The organism is Bacteroides salyersiae WAL 10018 = DSM 18765 = JCM 12988 (assembly GCF_000381365.1).
In the GTDB taxonomy this organism is placed as follows: domain Bacteria; phylum Bacteroidota; class Bacteroidia; order Bacteroidales; family Bacteroidaceae; genus Bacteroides; species Bacteroides salyersiae.
Genome location: NZ_KB905466.1, coordinates 499,163 through 518,576 on the forward strand (window position 1 = coordinate 499,163; position 19,414 = coordinate 518,576).

The window sequence follows — 19,414 nt, forward strand, 5'->3', positions numbered from 1 at the left end:
TTTATTATTGTATCATTTTTTCAGCCAACAACCGACATTGACTCCGATCTATTTTGCCATTACCCGTCAAAGGGATTTCAGGGATAAAAAGAATTTTTCGGGGTTGCTGATATTTAGGCAATACGGCACAGATTTTCTCTTCTACTTTTTCAATCCCGGCACCTTCTTTCAGCAATAACACCACTGCCTGCCCTAATTTAGCATCCGGAACAGAGGTTATAGCGAACGGAATAGTGATAGAGGATTTTAAAAGTTCCTCCAATATTTCTATCTGTATTTTTATCCCTCCACTATTTATTATATTGTCTTTTCTCCCAAGAATTACAAAACTATGATCCGGATACAGTTGCGCCACATCGTTAGTAAACAAAATATCATCACAAACCAAAGGTGCCTTTATTACCAACGTATTTTCTGGAGAAAGAGAAAGTTCCACAGATGAAAAAGGCCGATAATACGGTGATGCTGAAGAACCGTTCAAGCGTCGTAAAGCAATATGAGACAATGTTTCGGTCATACCATAAGTAGAATAGATTTCGCCAGGCAACAAACGTATCTCATTTTCCAAAGCAGCATCTATTGCTCCTCCCCCTATTATAAGGATATCTGTGTGACAAAGCCGTTCCTTTTCCCGAAGCACCTGCAAAGTATTAAATACTTGTAAAGGCACCATAGCTACAAAACGAAGCGGCACAGTAACATCAGCCAAAGGATGCCCGGAAGGAGTACGCAATATAAGATTCAAGCCGGCAACCAATGCACGGACTACCATCATTTTTCCGGCTATATATTGCAGAGGCATACAGAGCAATGCCGTATCCCCAGTATGAAGATTCAAAAACTCACAGGTCATGCGAGCGCTTTGCATCATTTGTTCTTTACGGACTGTCAACACCTTTGGTGTTCCGGTAGAACCGGAAGTATGTACCGTCATAAAAGGAGAATCACTAAACCAGTCTGCAAGAAAACGGTATAAATCCAATAAAAAAGAAGAAGTATTATCTCCGGTAGCATTGGCAGATAAAGACATTAATTCTTTCCGGGAATACTTCTTACCCTCCAATATTAAACTTTGTTCTTTTATATCCAGTTGCATAATAATAAAACAGCAATCTACCCATACTATTATTTCAAGTACCACAAACTATCTTTTCTTACTTCAAGCGGCATATCTACATTATTTGTAAAAAGTGCACCTGTACCAAGACCTTGCGGCAGAGGATTATTGAATGTGGCACACCAGTGTGCTATCGCATTCAGCCCTATGTTAGATTCCAATGCAGAAGTAATCCACCAACCGATATTTCTCTTTTCCGCTTCTCTTATCCACTCGTTTCCACCAGCCATCCCCCCATGTAGTGACGGCTTCAGAATGATATACTGAGGATGGACACTATCAAGTAAGCATTGCTTTCTTTCAGGAATATTAATCCCGATCAATTCCTCATCCAACGCGATGGGTAACGGAGTTTCAGCAGTCAAACGTGCCATATCTTCCCATTGCCCGGCACGGATAGGCTGCTCTATAGAGTGTAAGTCGAGTTCCGCCAAACGTTTCAGTTTTTCCATCGCATCGGCAGGAGCAAAAGCCCCATTGGCATCCACACGAAGCTCTACTTCTTTTGCAGAAAAGTGGGAACGGATGAAACGCAACAGTGCCAATTCTTCTTCAAAATTGATAGCACCTATTTTCAATTTTATGCAACGGAAACCGACAGCCATTTTAGCTTCTATCTGTTCCAGCATCTTTTTGTAATCTCCCATCCAAATAAGTCCATTAATAGGAATACCGACTTCACCACGTGAAAAAGGCGTATCCCAAAGTTCAAAACATCCTCTCTCTAAATGTCGGAAAGCAGTTTCAAGTCCGAAAAGAATAGAAGGATAATCACGAAGCGATTCAACTGAGAAACCGCCCTGCTCAGTTACTTCATTACAGATATGAGCCAAAACCGACTCATATCCCTGCATATCATCACAACTCAACTTTGGAAGAGGAGCGCACTCACCAATACCGACCCTATCCGGATATTTATCGGATGTAAGATGGAGATACCACACATCACGAGTGGTATAAGAGCCTCTTGAAGTTCCTGCCGGCTGCTTAAAATGAAGCCGGCGAGGAACAATCTTTATAGTATACATATGAAATCAAATCTCTTAAAAATTATGTACTCGTATAATCCGGATCAGCCAATTATATGAGTACAATAAAAACAGAAAAACATCCTCATGAATAACTCTCAAATAATGCTGGGCAAAATCAAAAGCAGGCTCTTAACAAAAACTATGGCAGTTTGGGGAATTGCTTAAAATCCGGTTTACGTTTTTCGAGAAAAGCATTCTTTCCTTCCTGTGCCTCGTCTGTCATATAATAAAGCATGGTAGCATCGCCTGCAAGCTCCTGAATACCCGCCTGTCCATCGAGTTCCGCATTCAATCCGGCTTTGATCATACGCAAAGCAAGCGGACTGAGCTGCATCATTTCTTCTGCCCATTGCACATATTCATCTTCAAGTTGTTCCAAAGGTACGACTTTATTCACCAATCCCATATCAAGTGCCTCCTGCGCATTGTATTTCCGACAAAGAAACCATATCTCGCGTGCTTTTTTCTGTCCTACCACACGAGCCAGATAAGAAGAACCAAAACCGGCATCAAAACTTCCTACACGGGGACCGGTCTGCCCGAAAATAGCATTATCAGATGCAATACTTAAATCACATACCACATGAAGCACATGACCGCCACCGATAGCAAATCCGTTTACTGCGGCAATAACAGGTTTCGGGATACTACGAATCTGCTTTTGTACATCAAGTACACTCAAGCGGGGCACTCCATCTTTACCGATATATCCACCACGCCCCTTTACATTCTGGTCACCGCCACTGCAAAAAGCCTTATCACCGGCACCGGTAATAACAACCACACTGACACAAGCCTCTTCGCGGCAAATACGCAGAGCATCACTCATCTCTCCGGTGGTGGTAGGCGTGAATGCATTACGATAACGCTCCCGATTAATAGTAATACGGGCAATTCCATTATAATAATCAAAAAGAATATCTTCATATTCTTTGATTGTTTCCCATTTTCTTTCTGTTGACATAGTAAATTAGTGATTAGTGATGAACAATAAGTAATAAGTGATTTCTAATCACTTATCATTCCTTTTATTCTTGTGATAATAATCTTTCAATATTCTGGCATCTTTATTTTTATTAGTAAAGACCTCTACCAATACCGGATGTGTCATCGGTTCCGGTTGTGTAAACATGGCCATAGTTTCTTCCAGTTGTACTTCATCTTCCACTTTCTGATAAAGAAAGCCACGCTCTTCGGCCCAGCCACGAGCAGAGGTCTTATGAACAGCTGTTATGAATTTATGCGACGTACCGGACATTTCCAGCCCCGGCAAGGTATGAAAGATTTCCCCTCCTCCATTATTTAAAAGGAGAATACGCAGATTCGGGCCCAAGTTGGTATTCCACAAAGCATTCATATCATAGAAGAAACTCAGATCGCCGATCACTACAAAATTCAATTTATCCGAAGCCGCAGCATATCCCACAGCCGTTGACAAAGAACCTTCAATGCCACTCGTCCCCCGGTTGCAACACACCTCAACCGATGAAGCAACTGTAAACAACTGTGCATAACGTATCACAGAGCTATTGGCCAAATGGAGCGCACACTGTTCCGGCAAAGCTTTTATCAATGCACCGATAGCAGCCATCTCCGAATAAGGAAATTCCGGCTGAGGTAATCCTTTGCAATAATTTTCCCACAAAAGAGGATATTGAGGGGTTTTGTTCTCTAATAAAAAAGCAATCTTCTCAAGGAACTCAAAAGGATCCATTTCAATGACGGTAGTCAGAGAACCATAAAGATCGATCACCTCACCATCTGCCGAGACATGCCAATGTTCTTTCGGAGGATTCTTACGAAGGAAGTTCTTCAACCGTTTGGAAACCACATGCCCACCATAAGTTATCAGTAGTTCGGGTACCATCTTTTCCTGTGTATCCTCATCCATAGCATAAAGTGCCACATCGAAATTCTTCACAGGAATACCAGGAATAGTCTGATTACTGATATGTTCAGTCAGCCATGCAAAATGCTTATAAAGCAGCTTTGAATACTTTTTCTCAAACAGATAAATAAGGTTCATCTGCCCGACAATGATCATACGTTTCTGATATTGGTTTAAGCGCTTGATAAGCTCGTTATAATCACGATCATAGACGTTCAGACCTTGGTAACGGGTAATAACACGCACCTCCGGAAGCGATTCTACAGTAAAACGGAATATAGGTTCGGTAACCGGAACATTAATATGTACCGGCCCTTTGCCATGATGATGCGTTTCGAGCAGAGCCTCATTGATGAGCCGATTGCAATACCACTCATCTTCATCTGTATAAATCTCCGGAAGATTGACTGATTTCTTCACCAAATTGCTAAAAACACCGGGTTGCGGTAATGTCTGTCCATCCATCTGACCGATCCAGGCAGCAGGACGATCGGCTGAAATTACAACAAGAGGGACATTTTGATAAAAAGCCTCAGCCACAGCCGGATGCAGATTAAGCAACGCCGTACCCGATGTACAGCAAACAGCGGCCGGACCTCCCCCGTTCAAAGCCAGCCCGATAGCAAAAAAGCCGGCACTCCGCTCGTCCGTTACAGGATAACAGGTAAAAGAAGAATGTGTAGAAAGCGTGTGTACCAGAGGTATATTACGACTTCCCGGACATAACACGATTTTTTTTACTCCATGAGCTTCAAGCAATGCTACTAACTGGAGGATATTCTTTTTATCTGTATACATGATAAATAATTATTCAATACGTCAATATACCAATGTGCCAATTACCATGCAGCATATTCAACACATTATTAGATTCTTCATCGTTCGCATTTTCTTTTCTGTCTCTTGCCACTCATCTTCCAATTCGGATGAAGCAAGCAATCCACCACCGGCATAAAGAGTCAATACCTCCGATGTTATATTCATACATCTCAAATTGACATACAAATCTGTCTTCCCATCCGGATTCAACATACCGATAAATCCTGAATAATAGCGCCGTTCATGATCCTCATGATCCAGGATAAACTGATAAGCTTTTTCTTTGGGAAGCCCGCAAACCGCAGGTGTAGGATGTAGCAGTTTAAGTAAATCTCCCAAACTGTCATTATCCGGCAATGAGAAATGAAAATCGGTTTTCAGATGAGACAACGCTCCGGCAAAAGCCGGATAAGGACCGAATTCTGCAGGCTGTATACCCAAAGATAACAACTGACTCCGGATATAAGAGGCAACATACTCCTGTTCCTCCCGATTCTTGTCATCCCACTCTCGCGGCAGTTCCCCATTCTGTAAGGATTGTGTACCTGCCAGAGCCACCGTATTCCATTTATTCCTTTCTCCGGAAAGAATTATTTCCGGAGTGCTCCCCAACCACGCCCCTGTATGTGGAGTATAGCAAAAATACACATACGAATAAATATACCTTCTACATGCTTCATAAAATGCAGTAGCGGGAGAAAAAAGAAGCGGTACATTCACTTTCTGGCTACGAGAAAGTACCAACTTATTAAATTCCTTTTTTTTCAAAGCATCCATAAAAACATCAAAACGGCCGGCATACCCTTCCGTAGACGATCCGTCTTGCAGCGATACTACCTGATTATTAAGCATCTGCCGATAAACATCCGGTTGTATTCCGCCCGGGCATTTCAAAGCAGGATCAAAGTCCACAACCATTTCTCTTTCCGGCCTCAACAACACGATCGGTGTAGTCGGCCCTACGTTAAAAGGGGCAATCACAAACCCGGCCTGCCCGTTCAACTCTTCAATATCATATAGCAAGACGCAAGAGTCTCCAGGATCTTTCGACACGAAATGAACCACATTTTCTCCCGGAATACGATAAATGGCAAAAGGAATCTGAAGTTTTATAAACCGGTCTATTCCGGCACAAATATCTTGTTCTAACGTGTCCATCATCCTTTTTTCAAAATACTGTTAACCACCCGTATCGAAGATACCAGTTTGGCAGTCGAAGTAAATACATCCACATTCCATACGTGTGACGAACGCCCTTTATGAACAATAGAAGCCACCGCACGAACAGTATCTCCTTCATGAGCAGAAGAGATATGATTTCCACTGACTTGCATACCCACCACTATCTCGTCGGGTTTACAAAGTATCATCGATCCCAATCCGGCAACTGTTTCAGCCAGTGCCAAAGTAGCCCCTCCGTGTAGAATACCAAAAGGCTGGCGGGTACGTTCGTCTACCGGCATGGTAGCTTCCACTCTATCTTCGGAAGCATAGGTATATTGAATTCCCAAATTTCCCATCAAAGCATGACGGGCACGTTGATTCAGCTGATCCAAAGGAACTTCTGCCGGACGAATCTCAGCAAGTATTGCTTTTTCCACCGCTTCCGCTACCCCGTCTTCATCATTGGAGGCAGTAATCCGGTCGGCACAAACCTTTACAGAATCCTGCGCATTTCCCATTGCAACCCCCAGCCCGGCAGATTGTATCATCGAAACATCGCAAACTCCATCGCCAATAGCAATCACTTCTTCCGAACTAACATCCAGTTTCTCGAGTAAAGCGCCCAATGTATTTGCTTTATCAATTGAACAAGGTACTACTTCAAGGAAATAAGGTTCCGAACGAAATACATCCAATGCCCCATTCAATCTTTTGCGCCAATGCTCTTCAAGCCCTATCAAGGCCTCCTCGTCGTCACTGACCAGCATACACTTGCAAGGTGCAAAATCCACTGCAATAGAAAATTCGGGTTCCACAATTATCTTCAAACCGTTAAGCTGCGCTTCCTTGCGTATGTGTTCGTTTTCGGGTGAATCGGTAATAATCGTATCATCGTGATAGGTAAAGATAGCAAAACCGTTCTTACGGGCTTTCTTTTCCAGATAAGGCAACATTTCGGGATTTATTCTGCGTTCAAACAGCAGTTCGCCATTCTGTGCATTGATAATCTGGCCACCATTATAAGACAGAATAAAGCCTCCATAATTTCCAAGTTCCAATGTCTTAGCCAAAGGCATCAGACCATATGTCGGTCTGCCGGAGGCCAATACAATACGTACTCCCATCTGCTGTACTTTCAATAAGGCAGCCAGTGTACGTTTACTTATTTCTTTTTCACTATTCAGCAATGTTCCGTCTACATCAAGAACTAATAATTTGTACTTCATGACTTATCGGTTTTGAGGTTCTTGACAGCAAAGGTAGGATTATTAAATTAAAAAATGAGAATTAAAAATTAAAAAAGCTTTGCCGTTACAAATTTAGAAAGACGAAAAGGTAGATATAAGTCTGAGATAGATATATCACAAAAACAGTACAAACCCATATAAAAAAACTGCGCGACAATTGTTTTACCAACCTACCGCGCAGTTTTCTTTTATTTTCAATATTTACTTTTTAATCTGATCGCCCATTGTCAATTCCAATGTGCCTCCATTTACAATATCCTGATGAGTAAAGAACGGTTTATCCAAAGCCTTTCCATTCAATACCATAGACTGAATATATTTATTCTCACGGCTATTATTTTTAGCTATCACTGTGAATTTCTTTCCATCTTTCAGATTGACCGTAGCTTTATTAAACAGCGGACGCCCTATCGAATATACCGGATTACCGGGACATACCTGATAGAATCCCATTGCATTGAGAATATACCATGCAGACATCTGCCCACAATCTTCATTGCCCGACAGACCATTCGGATCATTGAAATACAGCGTGTGCAATACACTGTCTACCAATTCCTGTGTTTTGTAAGGTTGGTCTACATAGTTGTACATATGGATAATGTGATGGCTCGGTTCATTACCATGTGCATACTGACCGATTAACCCGGAAATATCGGCAGAAGTCATCTCGCCTTCCAGTGAAGAGTCAGCAGTAAAGAGCGAGTCGAGCTTGTTGATAAAGCCCTCACGACCACCCATCAATTCCACTAATCCGTCAATCTGATGAGGAACAAACCAAGTCCACTGCCAAGCAGTTCCCTCACAATAATCATCGCTGCGGTGTGTAGACGAACGGGGACTGAAAGGTGTACGCCAGTTACCCTCGCTATCCAGCCCGCGCATAAAACGGGTAGTCGGATCAAAATAAGTTTTATATCCTTCGGCAAACTTCGCATATTTGTCGTGATTGGCAACATCTCCAAGGCTTTCGGCAAACACAGAGATACACCAATCATTATATGCATATTCCAATGCTTTGGCAACCGCTTCGTTGTCCTTATCACAAGGCACATAACCGATCTTATTCTTCCAGTACTTAGCCTGCGGCATCAAATGAGGCAATACCAACGGAGGGCATTTAATTCCGGTCGTATCGTACTCTGCCACCCGCAAACAAGCCTTATAGGCTTCATTGACATCAAAATCACGATATCCTTTCATATAAGCGTCTACCACCACAGGCACCGCATGATATCCGATCATCGTACCGGTATAGTTTCCGGCCAACTCCCACATCGGGAACACACCGCCTTCACGATGTTTCTGAATAAGAGAACGGATAAATGCTTCATTCAGATCCGGATCGATAATTGTCATCAGCGGATGATAGGCACGGAAAGTATCCCACAAAGAGAATATGGTATACATCGGCTCATTCACGTCTCCCTGATGAGTTTTTAAGTCCATCCCCAGATAACGGCCGTCTACATCTGTAAAAAGATTAGGTTGCATGCCGGTATGATAAAGAGCCGTATAGAACATGATCTTCTGATCTTTATCATCTGTATCGATATCTATTTTTGAAAGATAATTATTCCATGATGCACGGGCTGCGTTACGAACACCTTCAAAATCCCATTCCGGAATTTCTGCTTCTACATTCTTACGCGCCCCTTCCATATCGACAGCAGAAATGCCGACTTTTACATATACCTCCTCATTGGCTTTTGTATTGAAGTGAAGCAATACTTTTGCAGTAGGCAGCAACGGGCCACCCTCGTCAAGAGCCATTGAGTCGGTTACCATTGTATAAGTAAACGGCTTGGAAAACTTTGCGTAGAAATTAATATATTGGTCAAAAGCCCAGTAAACTGTTTTTTTACGTCCACGGATTTCTGTATCACTGATCACCTCCAACTCCATCTCTTCATTTTTCTGGCGTTGCAAACTATAATCAAAATCCAAGATAAATCCGGCTTCAGCCGATTCCGGGAAAGTATAACGGTGAATGGCCGCACGCTTGGTGGCAGTAAGCTCGGCTTTCACCTGATAGCGATCGAGCATAACCGAATAATATCCCGGTTGCGCTTCTTCATTCTGATGAGAAAAAGCAGATGCATATGCCATTTGCTGGCTTTCCGTTCCCATGGCGTGATAATCCTGTTTACCCACCGTAGGCATCAACAAGACGTCGCCATAGTCACCACAGCCTGTACCGCTAAGGTGTGTATGAGAAAAGCCATTGATAGTAGCATCATCGTAATAATAGCCGGAACAAGCGTCCCACTGATAAATACGCGTATCGGGGCTGGGCTGAATCATACCATTAGGAACAACTACCCCCGGATAGGTATGTCCATGTCCTCCGGTTCCAATAAATGGATTTACGAAATTCGTGTAATCTTGTGATGTGGATGTCTGAGTACAAGCGCCCATTCCCAGTAACAAAGAGCATCCGATTAGTGCAGAAATAAGTTTCATATCTATTCGTTTTTTTGAAATGTTTCAATGTATATTAGTTTAAGAAAGCAAAAGTGCATCCTCTTATTATATAATACAACCGAGAAAGCAAAAACACTAATAACTAAAGTGACAAAAGTAACAAAAAAACGATAATAAGTAACTATTATTTAAGAAAGAACCCGGATCGGTCGGAGTAAATTATCCGCCTGCATCCATCCGGGTCACTTTAATCAAACAAACTTATTTCCACTACCTATTATGGTTACGATGCATATTTCCTTTTTTAGCTTCAGGACGTTGTCCCGGCTTTTGACCCTGCCTTTTTTTCCATTCATTCTGAAACTTACGGGCATTCCCCTTTTCCAATTGATAAATCTTCATGATTTGCTTGGGAGAAAGTATTTTACGGAATTCATTATAATACTTTTCACGTATATCCAATATTTTACGGCTCTGTGCAAACCGGTCTTTTATAGCTTTTTCCACTTCGGCATCCGTAGGGATTGACTTCGGTTCCGTTTTTTGTACATTTTCTGGCGTTGCTGTCTCCTTTGCTTTCAGCTTTCTCGAATTGCTGATACGACTTTCACTCAACTCCTTAAGATATTGCATATAGACAGGTGTAAACTTGGCAGCAGTAGCATCGTCAAGCAGTAGGGCTTTCACCACTTGGTTGCATTGCATAGCTTGAATTTTTTCTCTGTCCGGACGCTTTCTTTCTTGTGAAAAAGCGGATTGGCTATACATTGCAAAGATAGCCACAAGCATAAAAATAATCTTTGTTTTCATCATTCGTTCTCCTTTTTTAAATGATTCATTAAAATAAAAATATATCCGTTTCCGAAAGTTCGGCCAGTTCCTGAAGTTCTTCATCCGACAAACTTTCAATAAAATTATCCATCGCTTCGAAATTCCCCGATTCCGTTCCTGCCATCAGTATAAAAGCAGATGACACATCGGGTATGTCGCTTTTCTCATGAGAAAACGGCATAAATAAAATCCCGACCAACAATGCAGCTACAACAAGTATAGCCGGAACAATGACACGAAACCGGTTTCTCTCATGACGTTCTTCCCCGCACGTATGCTTTAATATTTCACGCCGATTATGTTCAAAAAAAGTTTCAGGCGTTCTATAAGGTATTCGTTTTCCGATATCATCAAAATCAAACTCTTTGTTCATAACTCTAATTATTTACAATGTACTCCTTTATTTTCTCTTTTGCATAGTGATAATTCACTTTGAGCGTTTCCACCCGATCACCCGTTATCTGACTGATAGCCTCATAATCCAGTTCATCGTAATAACGGAGATTGAATACAATCCGTTGTTTCTCAGGTAATTTCAAAACAGCCGTTTGAAATTTTACGGCTAATTCATTATCATAGTCTACATAATCGGAAGTTTTCAACTTATCAAGCAATTCCTCCTGTATCTCTTCGGCAGAAACCACCTCTGCCTTACGGCTTTTCAGAAAACGAAGGCTTTCGTTAGTGGCTATCTTATAAATCCATGTAGCGAGCGAACTCTCTTCACGAAACTGTTTCAAATGCCGGAAAACACGAATAAACACCTCCTGAATAATATCTTCCGCATCTTCGTGAGACACGACAAGACGCCGTATGTGCCAGTATATCGGTTCTTGAAAACTGTCTACCAGCATTCGAAATCCCCGGTCTGGATCGGAAGCACAAACCTCCCGAATTTTATTTTCGTTTATCATTTGTATTTTCTGAGCTTTATTAGGTTAGAACTCAAACAAAGAGGAAAGTTAAAAGGAGGAAAGTCTGTTTTTATATTTCTTAACTCCACTTGTGATCTATAGACATTCCCTAAATTCCGATTCACACAAACTGAATACCCGAATCCAACACTTCGAACATTCGATCCGTGTGAATCTGTAAAAGAACAGAGAGTTTTTATCACACCCCTTACGATATATCGCAAACGCCTTTCCAATGGACATTACAGAGCGTAAGGGGGTACAAAAGACCAAGAGATCCAAAGAAAGCAAATCATACCCGGAGTTTTTCTTTTCAATCAAGAGAAATTTACCGTTGACAGCTATCAAAAGATAGCTCTTACGCACGCAAAGCACGATGAGCAAAGGAAAGCGGAAGGGGGTAGGGATAAAAACAGATAATATATCAATTGAGCAATAAAAATCCCCGTAATGCCGGTATGCATTACGGGGATCCTTTCATTATTGCGGAGAGAACGAGATTCGAACTCGTGATACCCTTTAGGGGTATACACGCTTTCCAGGCGTGCCTCTTCAACCACTCGAGCACCTCTCCTTATGGTTATCGGGCGGCAAAAGTAATGGTTATTTTTGAGATTCGCAATAAAATACTCCTTATTTTAATTCTCTATCAGCAGAAAGATTGTATTTCTCCTGCCGACGAAACTAAAATAAGGAGTATAAACCATGTTGTACCTAAAAGAAAATTCAATTAATTGCTAAGGACAACTCAATTAATTCCCAAGTACGATAATCTTAAATTTGCAAATTTCTTTTGAAACTGTATGTACTTGCAAGATATACATACCCGGCGTTAAACCCTCAACCGGAACAGCTCGCTGATTATCCTCTATCGAGACGACTTCAACCCCTTCCAGATTAAACAAATGTGCTGATGTGAAATTTCCTTCTATGAAAACTTCTTTACGAGCCACTGTAGGAGAAACCTTAATTTCATTTTGTGTAGCAGCAGCCAGCCCTGTAGTAGAATTTAAATTAGGACGAGTTTCCTGTACAAATTTCCGCATAAACGCAGCTTGTTCTTTTGTAAACATGCAAGCGCAGTCCAAAGCATAATCCATATAATTCTCTGTCTGTACCAGATGTCCGCATTGGTAAACCGGTTCTTCACAACCAAGCACAGCATACTGTGTAAACTGAGTATATGGAGTATCCTCAAATCCATCATCCATCGGAACATAAATGCCATTTTTTTCTACAAGGACAATATTGGGATGACGTAATCCGAAATAGTGTCCTAACTCATGAATGGCTGTCTTGAAAGTCGCTCTATCATTTATTTCATTTTTACCTCCAAAAGTATAATAAACATCCACCGTCAGACCATCCAACATAGAACCTTCCTCTGAGTCAAGCCAGTTCTGCCAGAACGTCATATCCTGTTTTTCTACCCAATTCAGATAATCCTGATATGCCGAACCGGACTCAGGGTTAGTAACAAATCCCCCTACCGTGCTCAGTTCATTCCAACCTCCCAAGTCAACGACATAAATATTGATATAGCGTTTGTGATCCCAATTACGGGGAGACAAGTCATCATTAAACTTATAAGCATATTTCTCCCAAATCGTCGTTCCCTCCAACAGGTAAGCATTTTCTTTTGTCTGATAGAAAACCACCCCGGTAGTCGCATTCCCCGACGGATCGACTTTTGCCAATTCAAACTGGATATGCGGGTTACCTATTACACCTTTAAATTGCTCACGCACACTCGCATCATTAGTCGAGCCATACGCTTTATTCAACTCATCAATCATTTTTTGTGCTTGCGCTTCCGTAATAGACTTTGACGGAGTATTCGGATTGTATACAACGTGCACTACTACCGGCAATTTGATTACTTCATTCTCACTTAATGACGCAATGGGCTGAGACATTACTCTGGTTTTAGGCGATACGGTAAACGCCGCACTGTCTGACATATGAACCGGACTTGCCATATTCATACTTCTGGCAACAGAAGGTTCCGGAGCCTGCAGTAACTCACAGTAACCATCATCGTAATCTTCATAAATAGAAGGGTTATTATTCTTCATATATTCCTCCAAATTGGGAGTAACCAATGACATACCATTCACTTGGGCACACAACATTCCGGCAGACATTTCATACATTTGCGGAGCGTATACCACTCCATTGGCCGCAGGAGTAGGAGCACCGCTACCAGACACCTCCCAAAAGTCGATATTGAAAAAGCCATTCAGTGTAATACGGGCAGTAAAATCTTCCGGCTTGGTGTAACGGCTATAACAAGTCGGAGCAAATTTAATGACCGGAACTTTTCTGCCATCAATATCCAATTCTTTCTTATAGCTGACCTCCACCCAGTCGTAAATCGTATTACCATCCTGCCCGAACTGGGTAATAACCCAAGCATCTCCCGGTTTTGCATCCATATCGATCCATTTAAACCAGAATTTCTTAGGCATATCTCCAACAGTGAAATCCACGTCGCGAAGAATATATGATTTGTTTCCTTCCCTAAAAGCATAAAACGTACCACTCTCTTTGACTGCCTTTCCTTGTTCCGACATATTATGCCCTGTTTCATACCGCCAGAGTTCTATTTTTGCCGCCAATATTTCCTCTTCAACTTCGTCGGCATCTTTCTGACCGTTTCCATTACGATCCACAGCAGCCTTTATAAGTTCATGTGCTGTTACTTTGTATTTACGGAATCCATAACTATATTCTCTGGCAATCCAGTAATTCCAATGAGAACCGATTTCTGCCAAAGGCTTTGTCCCTCCATCTGTCGGAGCAGCAATAGCCTCGGCAAGCGAGAAACTTGCCAAGGCTACACATGCGAATATATATGAGAAGAATTTATTCATAGATATATATTTTTTCATTATAAATCTTACCATCAACAATCAATGTAACAATATACAACCCGGCTTCCCAATTACTTGTATTCAAAGCATACTGATTAGAATTCAATCCTGACACACGTATCAACTCTAAACCGGCAATAGAATGAATGAAAACAGCACTGATAAGACCTTCCGTTTGTACACATATCTCTTTTGCAGAAATATTATAATATACATCTGTCTTTTGTGATGTTTCCGTGTTATGTATAGAAGTAGGAACAAAAGGACTGTAAAAATAAGTAATAGGGTTGTTAGGCACCCAATCATTTTTATACGACTGATAGGTTTCTCCTGTTATTTTTTCCAAATTATTATTTGCATCGTAAGTATATGTCACTTTTGCATTTACCTCTATTGTACCTGTAGAGTAATCTTGTCCGGCAGATTCTTTATATGTTACCTGGCCATTATCATTATAAATATACGATTCCCACGAATATAATTTCCAATCTCCAGATTGGTAATCCTGATTATAGAATTCTCTCTTTGCCAACAGGTTTTTATCATTATAAGTGAGTACCGAATAATTACTTAACCTCCAAGTACCTTCTTCGCCGTCTGTTCCTGCTGTATAAAAATAATTTTCTGCCTTTTTAGGCAAATCAATGCCGGCAAATTCCATATATTCTGTTTTTGAACTCTTTTCCATAGGTTTAATCCCTGTTTCCCACGGAGCACCGGCTGGACGAGCCGATTCAATCTTCGTTTTCAGTGACCCATCCTCCAGATATTCATAGTCATTAATAGAATTATCTACAAAAGCTTCAATATTGTCATTATACCGATAGGTCGTTGATTTTATCAACTGCCCCTTCGCATTATATTCATAATCTATATAACTGTTCAATTGATATTCGGGTGTACCACCGTAAGAATTATTACGATAAGTAGACTCTTTTAACAAAAGACCTGCTTGGTCATACGTATATTCAATCGAATCTCCATATGCAGGTGCATAAGCCGGAGTAGACCACTCACTATAACTGATAGACACTTCATATGCTTTGCGCTTTTCCGAATCGTATCCGTACACAACTTTCGCATTCGGTTTGCCTTCCCTTGTTTTTGTCACAACAGAATCTAAAACAAGTTCAGCATTTTCACTTGTTATTGCCGCTGCCATATTCCGGTTTACAACCTGTCCCATCATAGCACTGCTTGCTATCAATGCCATTCCCAATAGTAGTACTGTTTTCCTCATAATACCTCGTTTTATAAATTAATACTGAAAAATAGTTTATACTTCTGTCCCCACTACGATCGTAGAGACAGAAGATTATATATAAAATAGTTAGTTAATAAATGGATACTGTATCGGTTCCTTGGATAGGATAATTGTATTTGTAGGACGATCATCCTGTGTCAACTTAATCTTAGTCGGACGTCTCGGATCATCAACCGCAGTAATCGTATAAGTCTGTTTTCTCGACATGAAAAGCATGATACTCCACCACGTAGCATAACCATCCGGAATAAAATTCTTATACTCCCCACCCATATATCCACTGTACTCCATAATTACTTTATCCTTACCGGATAATTCATAGTACATCAGTGCATCCGAAAAACCAAATCCAGACTCATTCGTATACCATACATAATCTAAAACGCCTTCCCCATAGGGTTCAAATCCTACATATTGTACCTTTTCAGCTCCGACCGGACTGTTTGCATCTATAATTTCCTGCCAAAACCCTTGTCCGACAGGACCAAGACCGCTAAATGAAAGATACCATACATTATTCACAAACATGGCGTTCAACGGATAATCCGGTATAAAATGTACAGACGGATATTCCGGTGAATACAGATAACTATCTTCCCCCTCATCTTTATAAACCAATGAAGTAAACGTTTTACCATTCAGCGTAAAGGGTTGATAAAATTCAAGCCCATCCGATGTCAACACGAAGGGAGCATATGTATATACAACATTATCATCCTCTTTTTGGGTGATTACCAAACGGTTCCAAGAAACAGTAAGATCCTGTGAATAACTACCGTCTTCAAAAATGAATGCAGGATATTCTTGCATGATATCATTCATCTTGAAAATCTTCTCTATATATTCATCCCAATCAACTCCATCGGCTACCGGAGTCATAACTGCCAATGAACCGGATTTCGTTCCTTTCAATACAACTTTTTCCGGAGTACATTCTTCCATAACCGTAAAGTCGTAGTCACCTTCCATACCGGTTCCTATACTCCCCACACCACTATCAGGTGAGGCAAAAAAGTGAATGATGGAATTATAAGTATCAAACGACAATACCGCACCGGCCGACTGTTTCAATGAGTATAAACTTGTCATTCTCTCACCGACCCCGGCTACGTCACTGGCTGCCGTCACCTTTCCATCTGCAGAAAAATACAGGAACAAGTTATACCCCCCATACTTTTGATTTGCATTAGGATAATATTTCATCAACCATCCGTTTTTTGCACTTAAAAGTACCTCATTCACCTGTGCCAAAGAAGCTTCTATACGATTGGCTGATGAGTCGTCAAACAAATCCTTTTCCTCCGGCGAACAAGCGATCAAAGTGAACGCAATAAAAAAAGACAATATATAATTTATTCTTTTCATAATTCGTATCTTATTTTAAACTACTTAAATCAAGGGAAGATATCTCGGCCGAACGGCGCTGAACAATAGTACGAAGTTCGTCCAGACTGATGTTCCAGGAAAGGTCTAAATACTCCTTCACCAACTCCAGTTTTTGCTGTAAGGCCTCTTTCCCATCACCAGCCATGTCCATTCTTTCTCTCCACCATTGTGCATTGTGGGTCACATAATTGGCAATCATTTCTACAAAGTCTTCCTGAGGTTCCGTACTGGCATAATTAGATATAAAACCCAACTCCAAAGCTTCTTCTTCAGTCAAGTTTGTCCAACTGGGACCTGTATACTTTCCGACTGTAATTTCATTATATTCTATCGGATAATCCTTGGTCTGATGCAAAATATGGGCAAATTCATGATGCATCGTTTTAAAATACCATTCATTCAGTATTTCCACATCCGGATTTTCCGTATCCAACTCATTTACATTATATAATACAACTTTCAACCCACCTTCGGCGGTTCCCAATACAACCGAATGAGAATCCGGATTATAGGCTTTCGACCCAATCAAAGTGATGATTTTCGGACAATATGTTTTAATAAATTCTCCGTTGTCGTCCATCAATTCTTCATAAGATTGCAACCAAAGAAACTTTACCAATTTGGCCAATGCCACAGACTTGCCATACTCCGCCGGTACCAGATTATATTGTTGGTCGGATTCCTTATCCTCAAATCTATATTTAAAATTAATGTTATACGGATCTACATATTCCGTCAGAAGCCAATTATCAAATTCATTTCTTTCGGGAGTTTCCGTATCGAAAATGCTGTTATCACTCAATGCATCTTCATTGCAGGAAGTAAGAAATACTCCCGCCATTACTGTTACAATAAATATCCACTTATTATATTTCATAGTTCTTTCCTTTTTTATTTTTTATCTTGGATTAGCTTGCAGACCTGCACTTATAACATCCTGAGGCAACTGGAAAGCGCGGCGCGGATCATCTTTCTTCAATACGATATCCGAATTTCCGTCACGATTATGAGCAAACTCAATACCATAACGTTTCAAATCAAACCAACGCATACCATCGTGAAGCAATTCGATACGACGCAAATGAAGAATCAATTGAAGCATATTTTCTTGCTGTGAACCCTCTTCTATCGCAAAACCAATAGGATTCAAACGCTTTTTGATACTGCGTAGCTCAGTATTCTCTGCAGAAGCGTAACCTATACCATCATAGAAACGGTTGATTTCCCGTAGAGTGGTAGAGGTTTTAGTCGTACTGTGCGACTTAATCCACATATTGATATCAGCCAACGCCTTATTCTCATTTTCTTCTCCACCCAATACCGTATAGGCCTCTGCACGACAAAGAAGAGTTTCGTCTGTTCTGAAAGGTATATCTAAATAATGTACATAACCGACACCGCTCTCTTTATCGATATATTCAAAATATATCTGAGTCTTAAAGAAATTATTCTTGGTTTCCAATGCACTGATCTGATTTAGCATAGCCAACTTGCCCCAAGGACAGGTATTATCACTATAATAAGCTGCCACAGTTTCGTTTGTAAAAATATCATTACCGTGCCCGTAACGTTCACCCAATGTGTAAGAACCCAATACATAACCAGTGTTCGAATAAGAAGGTAAAAACATCAAATTACAAGCCAATTTCGGATCATTGTATACATTAGCCACATCCTTTGAAGCCGATTTAGTGATAGCGCTCCAATCACGCAACACCTTGCTGGGTACACTGCCGAGTACCCGGTCGGCAGCAGTAATCACTTTATCCCATTGCTGGGTAAACAAATAAAAACGGGCAGCAAATGCATAGGCAGCTTTTATGTTGAAATGATATTTGGGAACCGAATACAGATCATCATTTATCAATGGCAACCCCGCCTCCAAATCTTCCTGAATATGCTTATATGTCTCAGCCAACGTACCTCTCTCATAGTATGGTCTTACTTCCGTTTCCGGTTTCACAGCATACGGAATACCCAACTCCGCAGAAGCGGTAGCAGAATTATAATGCACACAGAAAAGATTTGCCAAAATGAAATGAGAATAGGCACGACACAGCAATGCCTCTCCTTTATATGCATTCATATGAACCGGATTCCCTGCTTCTTCTATTTTCTGAAGCACCTGATTAGCAGCAGCTATGGCATTATAATGAGCATCCCACAGCATTTTTGGAGAATCATTCGATTCAATGGTTATATCTTTCCACAGATAAGCTTCTTCTTGCTCCTGCCCTATCAAATCATAACTGATACCATTATCCATTGCATTATCCGATGACATTTCCGTCAACATAATATAAGTAGTAGTAGGATAAGCAGAAACAAGCAACTTGGCCATTTTGTCTGCCGAGTCTATTTCGGTACGATTGTCCGGAAGAGTATCGAGAAAATCACTACAGGAAGCCAATGCCAAAACTCCACTCAACGCTATATATAATATATTTCTTTTCATA

Annotated in this window: 15 protein-coding genes and 1 tRNA gene; all 16 read right to left on the bottom strand. The window is 40.9% G+C overall.

Annotated features, from left to right (window positions below):
• Positions 1 to 4: 4 nt before the first annotated feature.
• Positions 5 to 1,096, bottom strand: coding sequence for an AMP-binding protein (locus HMPREF1532_RS01930; RefSeq protein ID WP_021935487.1), 1,092 nt, complete (start codon positions 1,094 to 1,096; stop codon positions 5 to 7).
• Between the two features lie 29 nt (positions 1,097 to 1,125).
• Positions 1,126 to 2,145 carry an o-succinylbenzoate synthase gene (locus tag HMPREF1532_RS01935; RefSeq protein ID WP_005924081.1) on the bottom strand — a complete coding sequence of 340 codons (1,020 nt, stop codon included), beginning with the start codon at positions 2,143 to 2,145 and terminating at the stop codon, positions 1,126 to 1,128.
• A 142-nt stretch (positions 2,146 to 2,287) separates the two neighbouring features.
• A complete protein-coding gene (gene menB / locus HMPREF1532_RS01940) occupies positions 2,288 to 3,112 on the bottom strand; it encodes a 1,4-dihydroxy-2-naphthoyl-CoA synthase (RefSeq protein ID WP_005924083.1) in 825 nt (274 codons plus the stop codon).
• 48 nt (positions 3,113 to 3,160) lie between these two features.
• Positions 3,161 to 4,834, bottom strand: a complete 1,674-nt coding sequence (menD, locus tag HMPREF1532_RS01945; protein ID WP_005924085.1) for a 2-succinyl-5-enolpyruvyl-6-hydroxy-3-cyclohexene-1-carboxylic-acid synthase — start codon at positions 4,832 to 4,834, stop codon at positions 3,161 to 3,163.
• A 57-nt stretch (positions 4,835 to 4,891) separates the two neighbouring features.
• The gene (locus HMPREF1532_RS01950; RefSeq protein ID WP_005924087.1) at positions 4,892 to 6,013 is read right to left on the bottom strand and encodes an isochorismate synthase; all 1,122 of its coding nucleotides are present in this window, start codon (positions 6,011 to 6,013) and stop codon (positions 4,892 to 4,894) included.
• A complete protein-coding gene (locus HMPREF1532_RS01955) occupies positions 6,013 to 7,245 on the bottom strand; it encodes a Cof-type HAD-IIB family hydrolase (RefSeq protein WP_005924089.1) in 1,233 nt (410 codons plus the stop codon). Before HMPREF1532_RS01955 ends, HMPREF1532_RS01950 begins: the two co-directional genes overlap by 1 nt.
• 222 nt (positions 7,246 to 7,467) lie before the next feature.
• Entirely contained in the window at positions 7,468 to 9,729 is a 2,262-nt protein-coding gene (locus HMPREF1532_RS01960; RefSeq protein ID WP_005924091.1) for a GH92 family glycosyl hydrolase, read from the bottom strand.
• A 231-nt stretch (positions 9,730 to 9,960) separates the two neighbouring features.
• Complete coding sequence (locus HMPREF1532_RS01965; protein ID WP_005924093.1) at positions 9,961 to 10,503, bottom strand: hypothetical protein; 543 nt, start codon at positions 10,501 to 10,503, stop codon at positions 9,961 to 9,963.
• A gap of 25 nt (positions 10,504 to 10,528) precedes the next feature.
• Entirely contained in the window at positions 10,529 to 10,894 is a 366-nt protein-coding gene (locus HMPREF1532_RS01970; RefSeq protein WP_005924095.1) for a hypothetical protein, read from the bottom strand.
• Positions 10,895 to 10,898: 4 nt separating this feature from the next.
• On the bottom strand, positions 10,899 to 11,435 hold the full coding sequence (locus HMPREF1532_RS01975) for an RNA polymerase sigma factor (protein WP_005924097.1): 537 nt from the start codon (positions 11,433 to 11,435) through the stop codon (positions 10,899 to 10,901).
• 486 nt (positions 11,436 to 11,921) lie between these two features.
• A tRNA-Ser gene (locus HMPREF1532_RS01980) sits at positions 11,922 to 12,009 on the bottom strand.
• 178 nt (positions 12,010 to 12,187) lie between these two features.
• Positions 12,188 to 14,308 (bottom strand): M43 family zinc metalloprotease, encoded by a 2,121-nt coding sequence (locus HMPREF1532_RS01985; RefSeq protein ID WP_005924100.1) that lies wholly within the window; start codon positions 14,306 to 14,308, stop codon positions 12,188 to 12,190.
• Complete coding sequence (locus HMPREF1532_RS01990) at positions 14,301 to 15,548, bottom strand: hypothetical protein (protein WP_005924102.1); 1,248 nt, start codon at positions 15,546 to 15,548, stop codon at positions 14,301 to 14,303. The genes HMPREF1532_RS01985 and HMPREF1532_RS01990 overlap by 8 nt, the downstream gene beginning before the upstream one ends.
• Before the next feature lie 90 nt (positions 15,549 to 15,638).
• Positions 15,639 to 16,937 (bottom strand): DUF4302 domain-containing protein, encoded by a 1,299-nt coding sequence (locus tag HMPREF1532_RS01995; protein ID WP_005924105.1) that lies wholly within the window; start codon positions 16,935 to 16,937, stop codon positions 15,639 to 15,641.
• Positions 16,938 to 16,947: 10 nt separating this feature from the next.
• Positions 16,948 to 17,835: a zinc-binding metallopeptidase gene (locus HMPREF1532_RS02000; protein WP_005924107.1), complete on the bottom strand. Its 888-nt coding sequence runs from the start codon at positions 17,833 to 17,835 to the stop codon at positions 16,948 to 16,950.
• Positions 17,836 to 17,856: 21 nt separating this feature from the next.
• Positions 17,857 to 19,413: a RagB/SusD family nutrient uptake outer membrane protein gene (locus tag HMPREF1532_RS02005; RefSeq protein ID WP_005924109.1), complete on the bottom strand. Its 1,557-nt coding sequence runs from the start codon at positions 19,411 to 19,413 to the stop codon at positions 17,857 to 17,859.
• Position 19,414: the final 1 nt, after the last annotated feature.

Excerpts from the sequence above, each read along its gene's own strand:
- HMPREF1532_RS01930 (WP_021935487.1), bottom strand. The coding sequence starts at position 1,096 with ATGCAACTGGATATAAAAGAACAAAGTTTAATATTGGAGGGTAAGAAG.
- HMPREF1532_RS01935 (WP_005924081.1), bottom strand. The coding sequence starts at position 2,145 with ATGTATACTATAAAGATTGTTCCTCGCCGGCTTCATTTTAAGCAGCCG.
- menB (WP_005924083.1), bottom strand. The coding sequence starts at position 3,112 with ATGTCAACAGAAAGAAAATGGGAAACAATCAAAGAATATGAAGATATT.
- menD (WP_005924085.1), bottom strand. The coding sequence starts at position 4,834 with ATGTATACAGATAAAAAGAATATCCTCCAGTTAGTAGCATTGCTTGAA.
- HMPREF1532_RS01950 (WP_005924087.1), bottom strand. The coding sequence starts at position 6,013 with ATGGACACGTTAGAACAAGATATTTGTGCCGGAATAGACCGGTTTATA.
- HMPREF1532_RS01955 (WP_005924089.1), bottom strand. The coding sequence starts at position 7,245 with ATGAAGTACAAATTATTAGTTCTTGATGTAGACGGAACATTGCTGAAT.
- HMPREF1532_RS01960 (WP_005924091.1), bottom strand. The coding sequence starts at position 9,729 with ATGAAACTTATTTCTGCACTAATCGGATGCTCTTTGTTACTGGGAATG.
- HMPREF1532_RS01965 (WP_005924093.1), bottom strand. The coding sequence starts at position 10,503 with ATGATGAAAACAAAGATTATTTTTATGCTTGTGGCTATCTTTGCAATG.
- HMPREF1532_RS01970 (WP_005924095.1), bottom strand. The coding sequence starts at position 10,894 with ATGAACAAAGAGTTTGATTTTGATGATATCGGAAAACGAATACCTTAT.
- HMPREF1532_RS01975 (WP_005924097.1), bottom strand. The coding sequence starts at position 11,435 with ATGATAAACGAAAATAAAATTCGGGAGGTTTGTGCTTCCGATCCAGAC.
- HMPREF1532_RS01985 (WP_005924100.1), bottom strand. The coding sequence starts at position 14,308 with ATGAATAAATTCTTCTCATATATATTCGCATGTGTAGCCTTGGCAAGT.
- HMPREF1532_RS01990 (WP_005924102.1), bottom strand. The coding sequence starts at position 15,548 with ATGAGGAAAACAGTACTACTATTGGGAATGGCATTGATAGCAAGCAGT.
- HMPREF1532_RS01995 (WP_005924105.1), bottom strand. The coding sequence starts at position 16,937 with ATGAAAAGAATAAATTATATATTGTCTTTTTTTATTGCGTTCACTTTG.
- HMPREF1532_RS02000 (WP_005924107.1), bottom strand. The coding sequence starts at position 17,835 with ATGAAATATAATAAGTGGATATTTATTGTAACAGTAATGGCGGGAGTA.
- HMPREF1532_RS02005 (WP_005924109.1), bottom strand. The coding sequence starts at position 19,413 with ATGAAAAGAAATATATTATATATAGCGTTGAGTGGAGTTTTGGCATTG.